Origin of the sequence: Virgibacillus sp. W0181 (genome assembly GCF_051846915.1) — a bacterium.
Lineage (GTDB): Bacteria > Bacillota > Bacilli > Bacillales > Amphibacillaceae > JBPYCR01.
The window spans coordinates 144157-162396 of sequence record NZ_JBPYCR010000003.1; the positions used below are offsets into that span (position 1 = coordinate 144157).

Genomic DNA, 18240 nt, shown 5'->3' on the forward strand with positions numbered 1-18240 from the left:
CCCTTACCTATGGAATCGATGATGACGTTCACCCAAGGGCATAAGAGCGACTAAGCCTCTGTCTAAAGCCAATCGGCAAGTCTTCTTTATCGCAAGGCGCTGCAGGAAGTCGCCTAGTTTCTGGGCTGGCAGGCTTAGAACGCCACGTCCTGGGACTGCGCGTGAATGCTCGTCCCACCGAAAACATTTGTGGCGCCGCCTGGGACTGCGCATAAATGCTCGCCCCACCGAAAAGATTTGCACTAGAACATCCTGGGACTGTAGCTACGCTTTCGTCCCATCGAAAAAATTTGTACGTCGAAGCTAGACAGCTATGCATAAAATTATATACATTCTTATCTGTTAAAAACAGGGTTGTACTAAATCAAGGAAGATTTAATACAACCCTTAAAATTGTTCTCTGCTTGCTTGGTGAAGTGTGATATTGAATGAATGACGCGAGTTCCTCTAGGCTGATGTACAATTATTTCCGCTTAACACGCTTTCTAATATGCACATATCATTCAGATGAAGACGATGTGTAACAAATAATAACATTTTATTTGAAAGCAACCTAGCTTAAATAAATTGTTATTTATTATGACGATGCTTGTCTTTCCGACTAAGCATAATGACCGCGACAATGAATATAACAAATACGCCGGCTACAAACGCAATTAATCCCCAGTTAAACCCTTTATTCGGCTCCGTGATAAACACTTCAGCTGTCTCACGTGGTATTCCAATCCTAAAAATCCCTTCATCATTTTCCCGCACGAGGTTGTCTCCAAGTAATCCTCTTAACTGTAAATCAGAATCAATGCCGGAAATTGTGACCGTACGGGATTCACTGTCATTATTTAAAGCGATATAAACTTCCTCGCCCTGATAGGAGCGTTTAAATACACTCATGCCTTCATTCGTATCCACTTGTGTAAATTCACCATGGGCGAGAGCAGGGAATTCGCTGCGAATAGCAGAGATTCGTTCATGGAACTCAGCTAAATCTGGGTCGCTGTTTTGGAACTGAACCATTCGTCTACTTTCCAGATAGCTGGGACCATACATTGGCAATTCAGAACCTTGGAAGATTACAGGGGTACCTTGTGCTGTATACAAATACGTTAAGGCCAGCTTCCAAGTCGTTAATGCATTGCGACCATTGTCAGCGAAATTATTCGAAAACCTTGCTGTGTTTTTGTTATCTACAAATAACAAATCCTTTTCATTTTTTTCATTTTCCCATACATTATAAATTTCTGAAACCGGTTTATCTTCCTTAATTAATATTTCATTTATTTTTTCAAAGACGTTATAATTTTCGACCGCATCAATGTGTTCATTGTTTCTTAATGACGTTATATCCGAGTCCTTTTGCAACACACCGGCAAGTAAGTAAAATTCCGGATTTGTTTCCTTAATATGTGAAGTGAACATTTGCAAAAAGTCGGGTGAAGCCTGATCTGCTGCATGTAATTTAAATCCATCAATATCCGTTTCTTTCATCCAATAATCAGCTGCTTCCATCAAGTATGAAGCAACCTGCTCATTGCTCTGATTCAGTTGCGCTGTATTTTCTATCCAATTTGCAGATTTTGGAAATGTAGTAGAAATCTCTTTAGTCCAATCTCGTTTATTTGGATCAGATACCAATGGATGAGTTAACGAGACATAATTTGTGACGAATTCAACAATCACTTTCATATTGCGTTGGTGTGCCTCTTCAACTAAATGATGTAAATCATCCATCGTTCCAAACTGTTCTTCCAACCCAAAAAAATCTTCGACCCAGTACCCATGATATCCATCTGGAGCATTATCCATTATGGGTGATATAGATATAGCCGTGAAGCCAAGTTTTTTTAAGTCATCCAACTTCATCGTGATTCCTTTTAAATCCCCGCCTTGATATGCATATGGATCATCAATGTCAACTTCAGCATTTAACGTGCGTCCACCGTTATTAAATCGGTCAATGAAAATATTATATATGATTTGTTCTTTCAGTTCTGTATTTTCTTTCGACTCATCAGCATGCACTGCTTGAATATGTGTCGTTAATAATAAAATCGTTGCTATGATAAATAATGTTTTTTTCATACGGTTTCCTCCAGAACTTCATTAGTGTCTACTCTATTATAACGTTAGTTGTACATAGGAAACAGTATAATTCATTTTGTTGAAAATCCTTCATAATTTAAGAACAGATTTTTTACAAAAAACCATCCGATACTGTTCTACGTGTAAGGCAGTCAGTACGGATGGTTTCATTTCCTCAACATAAAAATTATTCAACTATGGAAGAATACCTAAAGGTAAGCGACCGAATCCTAAGCCGATGGCAATTATAGCTGCAATTGCAAATTGAATCCACCAGCTTTTTACTGGTTTCTTTTTATTAGTTTTTACACCAATCATTTCCAATGCAATAATCACCCACAAACCAGCGATTACTTTAACAATTAGTTCTCCAAGCATTCCACCACTTACACCATTAGCAAGATACGTTCCAAGTAAACTGCCTCCTGAATATAAAATTAATAAATAATCCAGTCGCAATATCATATGTACTATTTTCCCAGGTTTTGATTTTTCTTGCCCGTAAAGTGCAGAAACAACAAAAATTAGTATAACTGCCAATACCCAAGCAGTAATGTGCAAATGTGCCATAATGATGTCCTCCTTCATATAAATACCATATCTTTCTAATGTACGAATGCATTATACCACGTACACTGGCCTTTTTCATATAAAGTGACTTCTACATAGCCCTGATGTTTTTAAGTTTTCAACCTAAGGTAACCGTTACATGGGGACATCATCTGATGAGTTACTAATCTTTCCAAACGTGCAAAAGCCCTTACCATATTTAAAATGATAGGGCTTATTTTTGCAATTAAGAACCGTTTCCTATTTGTACTAAATATTAAGCAGCAGATACATACACTTTGTGAATTATAGATAAGTGTTACTTAGCAATAATTCCTTTGGATATCGCATTTTCTTTCAAAATTTCAGTAAAACGATCGCCAACTTGCGGAGTAGAAGCTTTACCTCCTAAGTCAGGGGTAAGCTGATTCGTTTCTTCTAAAATATTTTTAATTGAATCCAAAATGGCAGCACCCCACTTTTCTTCACCAAAGAAGTCCATCATCTGACTAACAGACCAAATCGCAGCTAATGGGTTTGAAATTTCTTTTCCGGAAATATCTGGTGCAGATCCATGAACAGGTTCAAACATAGATGGAAATTCTTTTTCCGGGTTAACATTGGCTCCAGTAGCCAGTCCCATTCCACCTGTAATCGCTGCACCAATATCCGTTAAAATATCTCCAAACAAATTAGATGTAACAACGATCTCAAAACGCTCCGGATCCGAAACAAAATAGAGGCTCGCTGCATCCACTAAATACGAATATGTCTCCACATCAGGATATTCTTTACCAACTTCATCAAATACTTCATCCCAAAATACCATCGAATAATTGAGGGCATTCCCCTTACTAATACTTGTCAATGTCTTTTTCTGTTTCCGAGCTTCTTCATATGCATAACGAATAATTCGTTCCGTCCCTTTTCGTGAAAAAACACCGGTTTGCAACACAACTTCTTCTGGTTTCCCTTTAAATAACCAATCACCTGCACCTGCATATTCTCCTTCGCTATTTTCACGAATAACCAAAAAGTCGATATCCTTTTTCGTCTTATCTTTTAAAGGTGTCAGAGAATCATTTAACAATGTAATAGGGCGGAGGTTAACATATAAATCAAATTCTTTCCGGATTCTTAATAGCAGATCCCAGAGTGAAATATGGTCGGGAACACCTGGATACCCTACTGCTCCTAAATAAATGGCATCAAATGCTTTCAATTTTTCAATTCCATCATCATCCATCATTTTTCCATGCTCAAGATAATATTCGCATCCCCACGGGAAGTCCTGAAATGAAAATGAAATCCGACTATCCATTTTTTCAATGGATTTTAATACTTTCACGCCTTCTGCAACTACTTCCGGGCCAATTCCATCTCCGGGAATCAAAGCAATGTTATAATTTTTCATCTTATCCTCCAATTGACTTTATTCATAGCCATATAATATGTAATAAGGAAAACAAAGGAGCAATCATTAATAAATTAAATCTCGCTCCTTTGTCAGGTTCCTATTTGTTTGTAAGCTAGCTTGACTTAAATACCGATGGAAACATACTGCATTTCAAGGAAGTCGTCAATTCCCTGATGTCCACCTTCACGACCTAACCCACTTTCTTTCATTCCGCCAAATGGTGCTTGAACGGCAGAAGGTGCGCCATCATTCCAGCCAACAATACCGAAATCAAGTTTTTCAATTGTTTTGGTACCGCGGGATACACTTTCAGTAAATACATAGGCAGCTAGTCCATATGGTGTATCATTTGCCAATTGTATTACTTCTTCTTCTGTTTCAAACTTCTGTATTGGTGCAACCGGTCCGAATGTTTCTTCATTCATGATCAGCATAGATGGATTAACATCTTTTACAACTGTTGGGGAGTAAAAGTTTCCTTTCTCACCGATCCGATGCCCGCCTGCAACAACTACTCCACCGTTACTGACCGCATTTTTCACGTGCTCATCTACTTTTTCCACGCCAGCTTCGTTAATCAATGGGCCTATATCCGTTCCTTCTTTCATCCCATCGCCGACTTGCAGTTGTTTCGTGCGGTCAGCAAATGCATCGACAAACTCATCATATATATCTGATTGAACGTAAATACGATTTCCACAGACACACGTTTGTCCTGCATTTCTGAACTTGGATGCAATCGTACCATTGACAGCTTTTTCAATATCTGCATCGTTGTAAATGATAATCGGTGCATGTCCACCCAATTCAAGAGAAAGTTTTTTAACGGTACTTGCCCCTTGCTCCATTAGCTTTTTACCAACTTCTGTAGAACCGGTAAACGTAACTTTTCTTACGCGTTCATCTGTCAAGAACACTTCACCAATTTCTCTGGATGAGCCGGTAACGATATTAATAACTCCTTTAGGAAATCCTGCTTTTTCGGCAAGTTCTACAAGTTTAATTGCTGTTAAAGGAGTTTCACTGGAAGGCTTAATAACAACTGTACAGCCTGCAGCAAGTGCTGGACCCATTTTCCTTGTCAACATAGCCGCTGGAAAATTCCAAGGTGTAATTGCAGCAACAACACCTATCGGCTTCTTCCAAACTTGCAATCGTTTATTTGGAACATGTGTAGGAATTGTTTCCCCATAAATACGTTTTCCTTCCTCCGCATACCATTCCAAATAGTTAGCTGCATAGTGTACTTCGCCTTTCGCTTCCTTAAAAGGCTTTCCCATTTCTTTCGTCATTATTTCTGCAAGCTCATCTTCGTGCTCAATCATTAAATCGAAAAACTTACGTAATAATTTTGAGCGGTCATAAGCTGTTTGATCCGCCCAACCTTCAAAAGCATCGGATGCAGCTGCAACTGCCTGGACTGCTTCTTGTTTACCGCCTTTTGGCACCTCAGAGACTACTTCCCCTGTGCTTGGATTGTAGACGGGGGATTGTTGAAGGTTTTTACCAGTCCATTCTCCATTAATATAATTCAAATTGTTCATCAATATCACCTCTATTAACATATTAGATCATATAGCTAAATAATTAAAAACATATGATTCAATGCTTATTTAATGCTCCGCAATCAATTGCTCTTCAACATATTCAATATGGTTTTTAACCCCTCTTCTAACAATGTCTTTATCGTTCGTTTGTAACGCTTCTAGTAAATCTTTATGTTCTTGATAAAAAACTTGGGGGCTGGAATAGTATTCATCCAGATGCAGAAGAACAGTTCTGATTTGTACCTGAATGGAATCATAAATTTTAATAATCCGTGAATTTCCTGACAAGTTAACAACATAACTATGGAAATTCATATCCAAATCAAATAATTTGCTCCAATTACTGTTATTAAGCTGCTCTTTCATTTGCTCTAAAATAGCATACAATTTCTCGAAATGGCCTTCATTAAGTTGCGGCAAAGCTTGGACAAATGCGTGTGCTTCAATTAATGTACGCAGTTCAATAATTTCTTTCCAATCCTTTTCAGAAAACGGAGAAACATAAGTCCCTTTTCGCGCTTTACTTATTACCATTTCTTCATACTCCAATATTTTCAGCGCCTCACGTATTGTACTTCGGCTTACATCAAAATTATTCGATAGCTCACTTTCAAGCAAACGTTCTCCAAACTGAAGCTCACGGTTCCATATTTTCCTTCTCAATTGATCCGCAATTTGTTCACCTAGCGACTCTTGTACAATAGATTCGCTCATTTATTCAGCCACCTCCAATCATTCTAATTTCATTTTAAAATGGAACTAAAAACAGTTTAATTAGTCTAATAAATTCGGTAAAAACATGACTAACTCAGGTAAAAATGTAAATATAAACAATAATGTTATCAATGCTATTGTGAACGGAAGCGTTGCTTTTGCCACCTGCTCTAAAGACAGACCACTAATTGCACTCGCAACGTTTAGGTTATCACCAACCGGCGGTGTTAGAAATCCAATTTCAGCAGCTAAAATCATTATAATACCAAAATGAACCGGATGCATACCCAATTCCATTACTACCGGCAGCAATATCGGTGCAAGCAAGAGAATGCCTGCCAAAGTTTCCATAAACATACCTATAAAAATAAGCAAAAGTACGATGAGTGCAATAATCACCCATGAATCAACAGGTAGCGATATTAAAAAGTTAGCAACTGTGGTAGGTACCTGTTCTACCGTAAGTATTCGTCCATAAGTTGCTGCAGTTGCAACGATAATAAGAATAATGCCGGATATTAAAGTAGTCTGTGTAAATATCTCAGGAACTTTTGACCACTTAATTTCTCTATAGACAAAAATACCTAATAATGCACTATACCCTACCGCTACTCCTGCAGCTTCGGTTGGCGTAAATATCCCACCATAAATTCCTCCAAGAACAATGATCGGCATTAAAAGTGTCCATTTTGCTTCATTAAAATACTTCCATCGTTCTTTCCCTGTTGCTTTTTCGCCAGAGCCAACAAATCCTTTTTTCTTGGAAATGTAGTAGCTGAGCCCCCATAACAGGATAGCAATTAATAACCCAGGGATGACACCTGCTATAAATAAATCGCCAATGGATGTGTTTGTCGTGATTCCATAAATAATTAACGGGATACTTGGAGGAATAATAATTCCTAATGTTCCTGCAGATGCTACAACACCTGCACTAAACCCTGCTTCATATTTTTCCTTTACCATAGCCGGAACCATAATTCCACCGATCGCAGCAACCGTTGCAGGACCGGATCCGCTCAAGGCTGCAAAAATAGTACAAGCCACAATCGTAACCCCGGCAAGCCCTCCCGTATAATGACCTACAAACGATTTAGCAAAATCAATTAACCGTCTGGAAAGACCGCCATACTCCATCAGTATTCCTGCGAAAACAAATAAAGGAACAGCCATTAAAGCGTAAGAATCAACAGTAGAAAACATCCCTTGTGCGATAAATTCAATAGGCATTTTTTCTGTTACAAGCAGTGTAAAAATAGATGAAATAGCTAATGCGAATGCAATAGGAACACTTAGTAACATTAATACAATAAAACTTCCGAATAAAACCAGCGTACCCAAATGCGCTCACCTCCTGTCAATTAATTCATTCGTGTTTTAAGAACATGTTTTTTTACGTCTATTATTAATCGGTAAATATGTTGACTAACTCTAAATGTCATCATAAAAGATCCTAGCGGTAATCCAATATAAATAAGATACATTGGAATTTGATTTGCTGGTGACAGTTGTTGCGTGTTGTATTGATCCATAACTAGTTTAATACTGTATATATCGAGAAAGATAAGAAATCCTATCCAAAATAGTAAAGCTATAAATTGAATTAATAGAGCTGCAAGCGGAGTTATTTTATTAGCGATATTCACTAAAAAATTAAATTTAACATGCCTTTGGTATCTCACCGCATAGCTCGCACTTGTATAAACAAACCAAACGAATGCATATCTCGATAATTCTTCCGACCATGTAAGCGAGTTATCGAATACATAACGCATGATTACTTGGATAAGCATTAATACGGAGAAAAAAACAATTAAAATAGCAGAAAAGTAAATTTCAATATGGTCATCAAGATGCTTATAGAGTTTTATTGGAATCGCCTCCTTCTATCTGGCTTAATAAATAAAACGTGGAAATCAAGCCTTTGGCGCAGTGGATTTTGTTCATTTATTTAGTATGAGGTTTTCAAAACATAATTCTGTAATAAAACACCCGGGCACTTTCGCCTTGGATCGGCACTTTTGCCCGGGTGCGAATGGTTTATTTTATTGCTTCTAGTATCTTATCATTTCCTGCAGCTTCCAATAGTTTAATTAACATGTCTTTATCTACTTCGTCAGCATTTTCTTCATAAAATGGGATAGAAGCTTCAACCCATGCATCGTGTTCTTCATCTGACAAGTCACGGATAATAGCACCTTCATCTTCTAATTTCTTTCTTAATTCTGTATCAAGGTCAGCATTCAAATCACGTAAATGTGAAATTGCTTCATCCGCAGATGATTGTAAAATTTCTTGATCCTCTTCAGGAAGTCCTTCAAAGAAGTCTTTGTTAACAATTAGAATTTCTGGATCAAAAATATGCCCTGTTGTTGTGATATACTCACTTGGCTCATGGAATTTTCCTGTGTATATAAGCTGGAAAGGGTTTTCCACACCTTCTACTGCACCCGAAGATAATCCACTAAACACTTCCGTGAACGCCATTGGAGTTGGGTTCGCACCAATATGCTTCCAAAATGCAATATGCATTGGAACTTCCATCGTACGTAACTTCAATCCTTCTGCATCTTCCGGCGTTACAATTTCACCTTTACTGTTAGATAGATGTCTCCATCCATTTTCACTAAAGCCTAAACCAACAAAGCCACTTTCTTCTAATCCGTCCAATAGGTTCTGACCTACGTCACCATCAAACACATTGTAAACAGCATCAATATCTTTAAAAATAAATGGAAAGTCAAATACTTCCAAAGCAGATGAGAAGTTAGCAAGTACCCCTACGGATGGAGATGTAATTTCAATATTTCCGGACTGAGTATTTTCAACCATTTCTCGCTCGCCACCTAATTGGCCATCCGGATATACTTCAACTTCAATTCTACCATCTGATTTTTCTTCAACCAGTTCTTTAAACTTCAAATACATATCATGTTGTGTTGCTTCTGTAGAAACAACATGTGCCGCTTGAATAGTATAGCTTTCTCCACCTTCACTGCTTGACTCTTCACTTGAGTCCTCATTGCTGGAGCTATTGCCTTCACTTTCATTGCTAGCTTCATTGTTTCCTCCACCGCAAGCTGCTAGTGCAATCAAAACAAACGCGAATAGTAAAAGTGCAAAATTTCTTTTGATCATGCTTTTGACCATGTTTAAATTCTCCCCTTTAGTTTTATTTCTTTAAAATATGATTTCTAATAAAAACTATCAAATTCTCCTTATACCCTACAATTATGTATATGTTACTATCAACCCCTTTCATAAATATAAAGTGCATTATGTAATAATATTAGAATGACGGAATTGTTTTAGTCCTTGCTTTGTTATGCACTTAATTTTTTTGCATGCGCTTTCACATAACATAAAAGCACAGCAAAATGAGTAAAACATTAAATTCAAACTAGATGTAAAACTACTGGGTCGATTGTCGACAATTATTTCAGTGAATTCAGTATAATTCTTTTTTTATTACTTGTCAATGAATTCTTTTTTTTAATGTAATCCATCGTCAACCTATCATTTATATAGTTTTATAGATTTACTCTCCATATTCACTTACTATTATTTATATTGACTTCTTTTTTAAATAAAGCTATTTTAAGAGTAGTCCTAATAATGTCGATTATCGACAATGTTACAATATTATTAAAAGGGGGAAATAAAATTGAAGAAGAAAATTGTTGCTTATAACCGAGTAGAAAAGCCTGTTTTAGAAGATTTACAGCGAAAGTATGATGTTAAGTTTTTTAAAAATATAGATACAAAAACGGATCCAGAATTCTTGGAACATCTAAGTGAATCGGAAGGTATCATTGGTTTGGAATTGGAAGTTGATAAACAACTATTGGATAATGCTCCTCACTTAAAGGTAGTTAGCAATGTTTCTGTTGGGTATAACAACCTCGATCTCGATGAGTTAACAAAACGAAATATTATGGCAACGAATACACCAGGTGTATTAACAGATACAGTAGCTGATACCGTTTTTGGTATTTTATTGTCAGCCGCACGACGGATGCCGGAGTTGGATCATTATGTAAAAAGCCGTAATTGGACGGAATCACTTGATGAAGAATACTTTGGAGTGGATGTCCATCATAAAACAGTAGGGATTATCGGAATGGGTCAGATTGGCCAAGCTATTGCACAAAGAGCTCATCATGGATTCAACATGAATATCTTATATCATAGCCGAACCAAGAAAAAAGAAGCAGAGGAAAAATATAATGCCGCTTATCGAACACTAGATGATTTACTATCTGAATCTGATTTTGTCGTGTTGATCACTCCTCTAACAAATGAAACAGCAGGAATGATTGGAAAAAGAGAATTTGAACTCATGAAAAAGTCCGCTATTTTCATCAATGGCTCTCGTGGAAAAACGATTATTGAAAATGACTTAATTGAAGCTTTGCAAAAAGGTGAAATTGCTGCTGCTGGGCTTGATGTGTTTGAACAAGAACCTGTCAATCATGATAACCCATTGCTGGATATGCAAAATGTTGTTACTTTGCCGCATATCGGGTCATCAACGTTCGAAACAGAATTGGCGATGTCACGGCTTGCTGCTCGAAATCTCGAAGCTGGGCTGAAAGGTGAAGTTCCTCCAAGCTTACTCAATAAAGATGTGTTGAATTAAAAGGTGCATAAAATACGCTGAGAAACGTTGCATCTGTTTCTTGATGAGGCATAGGTTTTATCCGTACTTAAGAGATTCACACAAGATTATTTGCAGTCTTCAATCAATATATAGAAACTCCCTTTTCCTTTGGCATTCAACATCGGAGAAAGGGAGTTTTAACTGTAAAATATCAACAGAACGCTTTCTGCCTCTATAGTAGTCTATTTATCGATTCTTTCAGATTAGGGAAGTCAACCTTTTTGTTTTGGAAAAATGCTTTCGTCAAGTATTCGCCGTATTTTATCGCTTGATCATACGAAATTTTTCCCGGTAATGGAGCTTTATCGTCAATGGCAACATCGATGATGGACGGCTTGTTTGATGAGAATGCTTGCTGCAATGAAGCATGTAGGTCTTCCTGCCTTTCAATACGAAATCCTTCTACTCCAAAACCTTCTGCTAATTTGGCGAAATTAACACCTTCCAGTTCCGTCTCATAATCCAGATGTCCCATTTCTTGTTGTTCGTATTTGATCATCGCAATCGCACTGTTGTTGAAGACAATCACTTTAATTGGCAAATTGTACTTTTTCGCTGTTGCCATATCCTGCATAACCATAGAAAAACCGCCATCTCCACAAAAGGCAACAACTTGCTTGTTTGGATATGCCAACTGTGCAGCAATCGCCCCGGGCAGTCCCGCTCCCATTGTCGCTAATCTACCGGATACAACAAAATCTTGGTTGGTAAAAGGAAAATAACGTACCGTCCATACCGTCACATTACCGACATCACAGGAAATGACAGCATGCTTATCGACTACTTTTTCTAACCCATACAATAGTTGTGGAGCTTGAATCGGATTACTCGTTTCTTTTTTGTCCTTTTTCATCTGCTTATGCCACTTTTTCATTTTTCCTTTGTACTTATCAAGGAATTTTCCATCCGTTTTCACATCGACCAGAGAAGTCAGTTCCGGTAAAATCATTTTCACATCGCCACAAAGTCCCATCGTAACTGGATAAAAAGAGCCTATTTTCTGCGGATCTATTTCCATTTGAATGGATTTTACATTTTTCGGTAAAAATGAAGGGTATGGAAAAGAAGTTCCAATCATCAATAACAGGTCAGTGTCCATAATCGCTTCATAGGCCGGTTTTGTGCCGATTTGCCCATGCTGTCCAAGATTAAGTACATGATCATCGGAAATCGTGCCTTTCCCAAGTAAACTCAAAACGATTGGCGCTTGGATATGGGTTGCAAATGACAGCAGCTCTTGTCTTGAATGCTTAGCCCCGCGCCCTGCGAGAATAACCGGTTTCTTCGCTTCGTTAATAAGATCAACTGCTTTTGTTAAGGAATCATGTTCCGGAAAAATAGCCGGTTTTTCATAAATTGGTGAAGTTAATGGATTGTCATAATGCTGCTCAACTGCAAAAAGATCGTCTGGAACAATCAATACCGATACACCGTTCTGCGCATATGCTGTACGAATCGCTTTATTTAGTAGATCAGGTAATTGTTCAGCCGCTTCTACGCGATGGTTAAAAACAGAGACATCTGCAAACATTTGCTCTAAGTTAACTTCCTGAAAAGCGTCTGTACCCACCTGGTTGCTGGAAACTTGTCCTACTAATGCAAGTACCGGTGCCCCATCTTGCTTCGCATCATATAACCCGTTTAATAAATGAATGGCACCCGGACCAGCTATTGATAAACATACTCCAATTTTACCAGTTAACTTACCATAAGCACTTGCCGCAAGTGCACCGACTTCTTCATGACGAATTTGAATAAAATCGATATCTTCCTTTTGTTTTCTTAAGTCATTAACCAATTCATTTATAGAGTCACCGGGCATTCCATAAATACGGTCAATATCCCATTTTGTTAAAAGGTCGGTTACAATTTCTCCAGTTCGTTTTTTCATTAACTATCAACCTCTCCATTTAAATATGTACTGTACTATAACCTAAACGGACAGGTTGAAAACGGAAGAACTGTACGAAAGAAACCACGCGTCAATTGTTTTAAAATATTATTTGTTCAGTTGGTTCACTAAAGGGAGCAACTCTCTTAATCTCGCTATTTCATATGTTGGTTTTACTTTATCGGGCTTTTGATCATGGTGATTTATCCAGACCGACGTTATCCCAACACGTGAGGCACCCAGAATATCCGTTAACAGGTTATCTCCAACCATCAATACCTCTTCCCTATTTACAGCCAGCTTGTTTATTGCATGTGTAAATAATGCAGGGTCCGGTTTTCCACTGCCAAAATCGCCTGAAATAATAATGTGATCGAAATAAGGTACAAGTTCAGGAGTTATATCAAGCTTCGTTTGTTGTAGACTAGGAGATCCATTCGTTAACAAAGCTAACTTGAAATTTCCTTTTAACTGATTAAGCACCTCAAATGTCTCTTCATATACAAATGCACTTTCTTTCCTTTTTTTCGGAAACAGTTCAGCAAGCTGTTGGCCCAGCACGGGATCATCAATACCGAGGTCTTTTAATCCATTTGTCCAGGCATCCGTTCGATAAGTTGGTACGATTTTCTTCATTTTTTGGAAGAATTCTCCGGCATCATCAAAATGTCCCCATAACCCTTCGAATGGATTGATACCAATATTTTTCGTAAAATCGTAAGTGTCGTATGTCGCATATAAACGACGAGCTTGATCACGAACTTTTTTTTCCAGTTCATTCGGATCAATATTATATTTTTGCTCCACGGTTTGACACGTTTTTCGAAATGCCTCTTGTACACTCCGCTCATCCCAGAGTAGTGTGTCATCTAAATCAAAAATAATTGTTGTTATCATATTGATTCTTCCTTTCCATGCACTAATTTCTGTACTAACATATCGTAAAATAAATTTCATTCTTCCATCCGTTCAGCTATTGTAATCAATCGTCTTGATAGATATAGATTTTCCATACATGATGAACTACCTGCGGGTTCGTCGCAACAGTTTAAAAACTATTGCATAACAAACGCTGCACGACTATTACCTTCTTTCGTTTTTGTTACTTCGAGTACTGCCGGGAATATAGCTTTTAGTTCTTTTACATGTGAAATGACCCCGATCATCCTTCCGGAATGCTGCAAATCTATTAACGTATCGATCGATTTATTTAATGACTCTTCATCCAACGAACCGAATCCTTCATCAATAAACATAGTGTCAATCGCTATATTTCCTTGGAAAGATTGTATGACATCTGACATGCCCAAGGCCAAACAAAGACTAGCATTGAACTTCTCCCCGCCAGATAGCGTTTTGACATCACGTGTCAGACCAGTATAAGCATCATACACATCAAGAGCTAGTCCACTTTGCCGCCCATGTGCTTCCTGACGATCACTTCGCATTAATAAAAACTGTCCATTTGATAACCGTTTGAGTCGATGGTTAGCCGCATCAATGATTTGTTCCAAATATTCAATTTGCAAATATCTTTCAAAAGAAATTTTTTGGCTGTTTTGTCCCCTGATTGCATCATACAAATCAGTTATCAACATTAATTTTTCTTCGTATTTTTGTAACGTTTCAGAAGCGTTTTTTATATTCATTTTTAAATTCAATGCTTCTTTTTCGTACTCTTTAGATTGGTTAACTGTTTTTAACGCATGCTCATACATTCCTTTGAGCGCTTTTAACTGATCATGAAGCACCGTTAAATCAGTCTTTTGTTTATCCTTCAACTCTATTTGCAACTCTTTTATCTGTTGTTTAATCGTAGAATTATTTTTATTATAATGATCAATATCATCTTTTAACGTTTGTCGCTGTTCCACTGTTAATTTTGCTAGCTGATAAGCTTCCTCTGAAGTAAAATTCGCTTGCTTAAGCAGTTCTGCAAAGTGCTTTTCCAGTGCTTTTCTTTTCGATTGTACGTCATCTAGTTGATTGACAGCATGTGTACAATTAGAAACTGCTTTTGTCTCTGTTTCTCTCGCTTGCTGATAATCTTTTTGGGCTTGTTCCCATGCCTGATTAAGCCGGTTCCTCAATTCATCCAATTCTTTAATCTTTTTCTCCAATGCATTTAAAGATCTTGCTTCCTCAGGTATGACGCGAATTCTTTCTTCATGAACAGCAACACTTCTGTCGAACTCGCTTTTTTGTTTTTGATAAGCTTCGTCTAATTCTTTCTTTTGATGGTCAAGCTTTTTATGCTCGTTGATTGTTTTTTCATGTGTTTCTTTGAGTTCAGTTAGTTTTTTTCTGTCTTTTTCCAAATGAATTACTTCAGCATTTAACCGTTTTCCATCTTCAACCAATCGTTTCATTTCTTGATCCGCTTCATTGATCGTTATATGATATTCTAGCAGTGATTCTTGTTTTTCCTTCAGCTGGGATTTATTCACTTTATAGGCAGCTGTAAGCTCTCTATATAAAGCATCAGCTTCATCGAGCATTTTCTTTACGGATTCAAGCTGTTCTTTCGTTACAAGTTCTTCCTCTGTACCTGTCTTGTTTGGATGTGTTTCACTTCCACATACAGGACATGCTTCCCCTTCATGTAAATGAGAAGCAAGTACAGCTGCTTGATTATGCAGCCATCTTTTCTCCATTGGTATATATTCACTTTTTATTTTTTCGTAAGCTCTTTGTTTTTCATTCATTTCTTTCACTAACGCATCCTGCTTTTTCTTCCCATCCAAATATCCTTTTAAGACAGTAGCTTTTTCCCTCATTGCGCTAAGACTTTCCTTTTTATCTGGTAAACGATCCACCCGTTTGTCAAGTGCCTTGATTTGTCTCTCTTCTTTTTCCATGACTTGTTCCATCTGGATGAGCTGATTTGATAATTTATCTAGTTGAGTAAAGCTTGACTGTAAATTCTTTTCGATAATTTGAAGTCGGTTTTTTTCTTCATCGATTGCCTTTACAGCTGGCAAAAATTCATGCAGACGATTTAACTTTTGGTTTACTGCTTCTCTGTCTTGCTGTTTCTTTTCCTCCTCTTCGAAATGCTTTTTTGCTTGGAATTGTTTACTCTCTGCCTCTTTTTGTTCTTTTTGGGCAAGTTCAAAGTCAGATTGCTTTATTTTTTCGTCTTTACGTAATTCTTGCAGTTGCTTTTCATACGGTCTAAGCTCATTTGCTTTTTCCGCATTTTTCAGCTGCACTTCTTTTTCTTTATAAAGCGGAGCCTGTTCACCCAGCTCTTTTTGTCGATTCTCTTTAGCTGCAAGTTCTGTAAATCGTTCATTGATTGCTTTCTGTTTGTAGTAAGCTTGTGCTTTTTTTTCATGTTCCTCATATGCTTCATCATATTTTTTTTCATCGACTGTTATTTTGTTTTTTAAAAACGTGATTTCTTCCGCTATTGCATCCATTAATTGATTCATATTAAAATGCGCTTCATCCAACAAATGAAATAAAGCGGACTCTTCCCGTCTCGGTAATGCAGCATGAATGTTTTGGACATATGTATCTAATGTTTGCTGTTCTTGCTTAAAACGCTCCTCTATAAGCGATCTTTTTTCTTTTAATCGTTCGCCGATTATTTTATATGATTCTGTTTTAAACAAACGTCTTAAAATCGCTTCTTTATTCTCCGTTTGTGAAGTTAACAGTTTTCGAAACTCGCCCTGGGGCAACATAACAATTTGTTTAAACTGATCCTGAGTTAATCCAATAATCGACTCTACTTTTTTGTCAATTTCCGACACGATTTGACGATCGACACAAGGAACTTCCTTATCACCCCGGATTTCAAAAAACTCGTAGCGATCCCCGGTTTTTGATTTGTTACCTGTTTTTACATGCCCCAATTGCCTAAGTATCCGATATTTTCGCCCATGAATTGTAAATACCAGTTCTACAGCGGTATGTGTATCATCTTCCGCAAAGTCACTTCGAAGCATCGTTATGTTTTCCCGATCCCGGCCACTTGCTGAACCATATAATGCAAAACAAATACCATCAAAGATCGTTGTCTTTCCAGCACCCGTATTGCCCGATATAACAAACAAGCGATTCGTTTTTAATTCCGTAAAGTCAATGGATTCGGTATCTTTATACGGTCCAAATGCCGTCATTTTTAACTTTAGTGGTTTCAATTTTATCCCCCCTTATTCTGATTAATTCGTTACAAATTCTTTATCTTTTCCTGTTTTTAATGTTGGGGTTTCTTCTTGCAGCAGCTCATTTAACACATCTTTAAAAAGGCTTTCCGTTTCTTCCGTTGCTTCAAATCCTTTAACTTGCTTGTAAAATGCTTTAAAAAGTTCCAGATCGCTCATCTCCGTACGTTCTTTCGTTTGATCAACCTGCCCTGAACCATTAGATAAGACGTAATTTTTCCGTTCCACATGCATCGCATTCGGAAAAACGGAGCGTATTTTTTCCATTGGAGACAAAATAGCCGTTTCGTCTACCAATCTAACAAACACATAATCTTCATTAGTTGGGTAAGTTAATAATTCATCCATCGATGCCTCTACAGTGCGCATATCTTTTTTAGGAACAAGATTGCATTTTTCAACAGATATTCCGCCCGCTTTGTCGATATCCGTAATATAAAACCCTTTTCGATGATGCTCTTCCGAAATAGAATACTTTAAAATTGAACCAGCATAACGGATGTTATTCGCTGAAACAACATGTGCCTGGTGTAAGTGGCCAAGGGCCGTATAATGAAATTCAGAAAAAATCTGTGCATTGACATATTCTGCTCCACCGATGGAAAGAGGCCGTTCCGAATCACTCGTATTTTCTTCCACTTCACCGTATGGAGTGATAAAGGCATGTCCTACGTAAACGTGTCTTGCCTTTGGATCTTTTTTTCTATTAATCTCTTCCACTATTTTTCTTGCTGCATCGTTATGTGTAATAATCTCCTCATCTTGGAAAAGATGGCGGACAACACTCGGATCGCAATAAGGAATTAGATGAAAATGTACTTCTCCATGCTCATCGTGCAAAACAACAGGATTAAGGTCTTTCGTCAGTTGTCCAACGATATATAAGCCGTTGTTTTTAAGCAGGCTGCTCGCAAAGTGAAGCCTGCTAGGACTATCGTGATTTCCAGCAATAGCCAAGACTGGTGTTTCCAGATCCAGCACAATTGTCTCTAAAACATTATTCAGTAAATGGACCGCTTCAGTTGGTGGTACGGCTCGATCGTACAAATCACCGGCAATAATAACTGCATCCGGTTTTTCTGTTTTCACTGCATATAAGAATTGGTCCAGTATGTATTCTTGGTCTTCCGTCATATAAATACCTTGTACAAGCTTACCAAGATGCCAGTCGGCAGTATGAAAAATTTTCATTAGACCTGTCTCCTTTGTAA

13 protein-coding genes are annotated in these 18240 nt (G+C 37.6%); 1 reads left to right on the forward strand and 12 read right to left on the reverse strand.

Going from position 1 to position 18240, the window contains the following annotated elements; all coding sequences use genetic code 11:
* Positions 1-570: 570 nt before the first annotated feature.
* The 8 genes from ACLIBG_RS02900 to ACLIBG_RS02935 form a co-directional block, all read right to left on the reverse strand.
* The gene (locus tag ACLIBG_RS02900; protein ID WP_439311210.1) at positions 571-2079 is read right to left on the reverse strand and encodes an alpha-amylase family glycosyl hydrolase; all 1509 of its coding nucleotides are present in this window, start codon (positions 2077-2079) and stop codon (positions 571-573) included.
* 195 nt (positions 2080-2274) lie between these two features.
* Positions 2275-2649 (reverse strand): YisL family protein, encoded by a 375-nt coding sequence (locus ACLIBG_RS02905; protein WP_439311211.1) that lies wholly within the window; start codon positions 2647-2649, stop codon positions 2275-2277.
* 298 nt (positions 2650-2947) lie between these two features.
* Entirely contained in the window at positions 2948-4042 is a 1095-nt protein-coding gene (locus tag ACLIBG_RS02910) for a tartrate dehydrogenase (protein WP_439311212.1), read from the reverse strand.
* A 125-nt stretch (positions 4043-4167) separates the two neighbouring features.
* Positions 4168-5592, reverse strand: a complete 1425-nt coding sequence (locus tag ACLIBG_RS02915) for an NAD-dependent succinate-semialdehyde dehydrogenase (RefSeq protein ID WP_439311213.1) — start codon at positions 5590-5592, stop codon at positions 4168-4170.
* Between the two features lie 66 nt (positions 5593-5658).
* Positions 5659-6306 (reverse strand): GntR family transcriptional regulator, encoded by a 648-nt coding sequence (locus ACLIBG_RS02920; protein ID WP_439311214.1) that lies wholly within the window; start codon positions 6304-6306, stop codon positions 5659-5661.
* Between the two features lie 60 nt (positions 6307-6366).
* Positions 6367-7647: a TRAP transporter large permease gene (locus ACLIBG_RS02925; RefSeq protein ID WP_439311215.1), complete on the reverse strand. Its 1281-nt coding sequence runs from the start codon at positions 7645-7647 to the stop codon at positions 6367-6369.
* A gap of 20 nt (positions 7648-7667) precedes the next feature.
* Entirely contained in the window at positions 7668-8099 is a 432-nt protein-coding gene (locus tag ACLIBG_RS02930) for a TRAP transporter small permease (RefSeq protein WP_439311216.1), read from the reverse strand.
* Positions 8100-8346: 247 nt separating this feature from the next.
* A complete protein-coding gene (locus tag ACLIBG_RS02935; protein WP_439311217.1) occupies positions 8347-9456 on the reverse strand; it encodes a TRAP transporter substrate-binding protein in 1110 nt (369 codons plus the stop codon).
* A gap of 514 nt (positions 9457-9970) precedes the next feature.
* Here ACLIBG_RS02935 and ACLIBG_RS02940 point away from each other — a divergent pair.
* The gene (locus tag ACLIBG_RS02940; protein ID WP_439311218.1) at positions 9971-10945 is read left to right on the forward strand and encodes a 2-hydroxyacid dehydrogenase; all 975 of its coding nucleotides are present in this window, start codon (positions 9971-9973) and stop codon (positions 10943-10945) included.
* Positions 10946-11138: 193 nt separating this feature from the next.
* On the opposite strand, the gene ACLIBG_RS02945 is transcribed toward ACLIBG_RS02940, so the two are convergent.
* From ACLIBG_RS02945 to ACLIBG_RS02960, 4 genes are all read right to left on the reverse strand, one after another.
* On the reverse strand, positions 11139-12857 hold the full coding sequence (locus ACLIBG_RS02945) for a pyruvate oxidase (protein ID WP_439311219.1): 1719 nt from the start codon (positions 12855-12857) through the stop codon (positions 11139-11141).
* Positions 12858-12965: 108 nt separating this feature from the next.
* Positions 12966-13754, reverse strand: coding sequence for an HAD family hydrolase (locus tag ACLIBG_RS02950; RefSeq protein WP_439311220.1), 789 nt, complete (start codon positions 13752-13754; stop codon positions 12966-12968).
* Between the two features lie 158 nt (positions 13755-13912).
* A complete protein-coding gene (locus ACLIBG_RS02955) occupies positions 13913-17005 on the reverse strand; it encodes an AAA family ATPase (protein ID WP_439311221.1) in 3093 nt (1030 codons plus the stop codon).
* Positions 17006-17026: 21 nt separating this feature from the next.
* Complete coding sequence (locus ACLIBG_RS02960) at positions 17027-18220, reverse strand: exonuclease SbcCD subunit D (protein ID WP_439311222.1); 1194 nt, start codon at positions 18218-18220, stop codon at positions 17027-17029.
* Positions 18221-18240 lie beyond the last annotated feature (20 nt).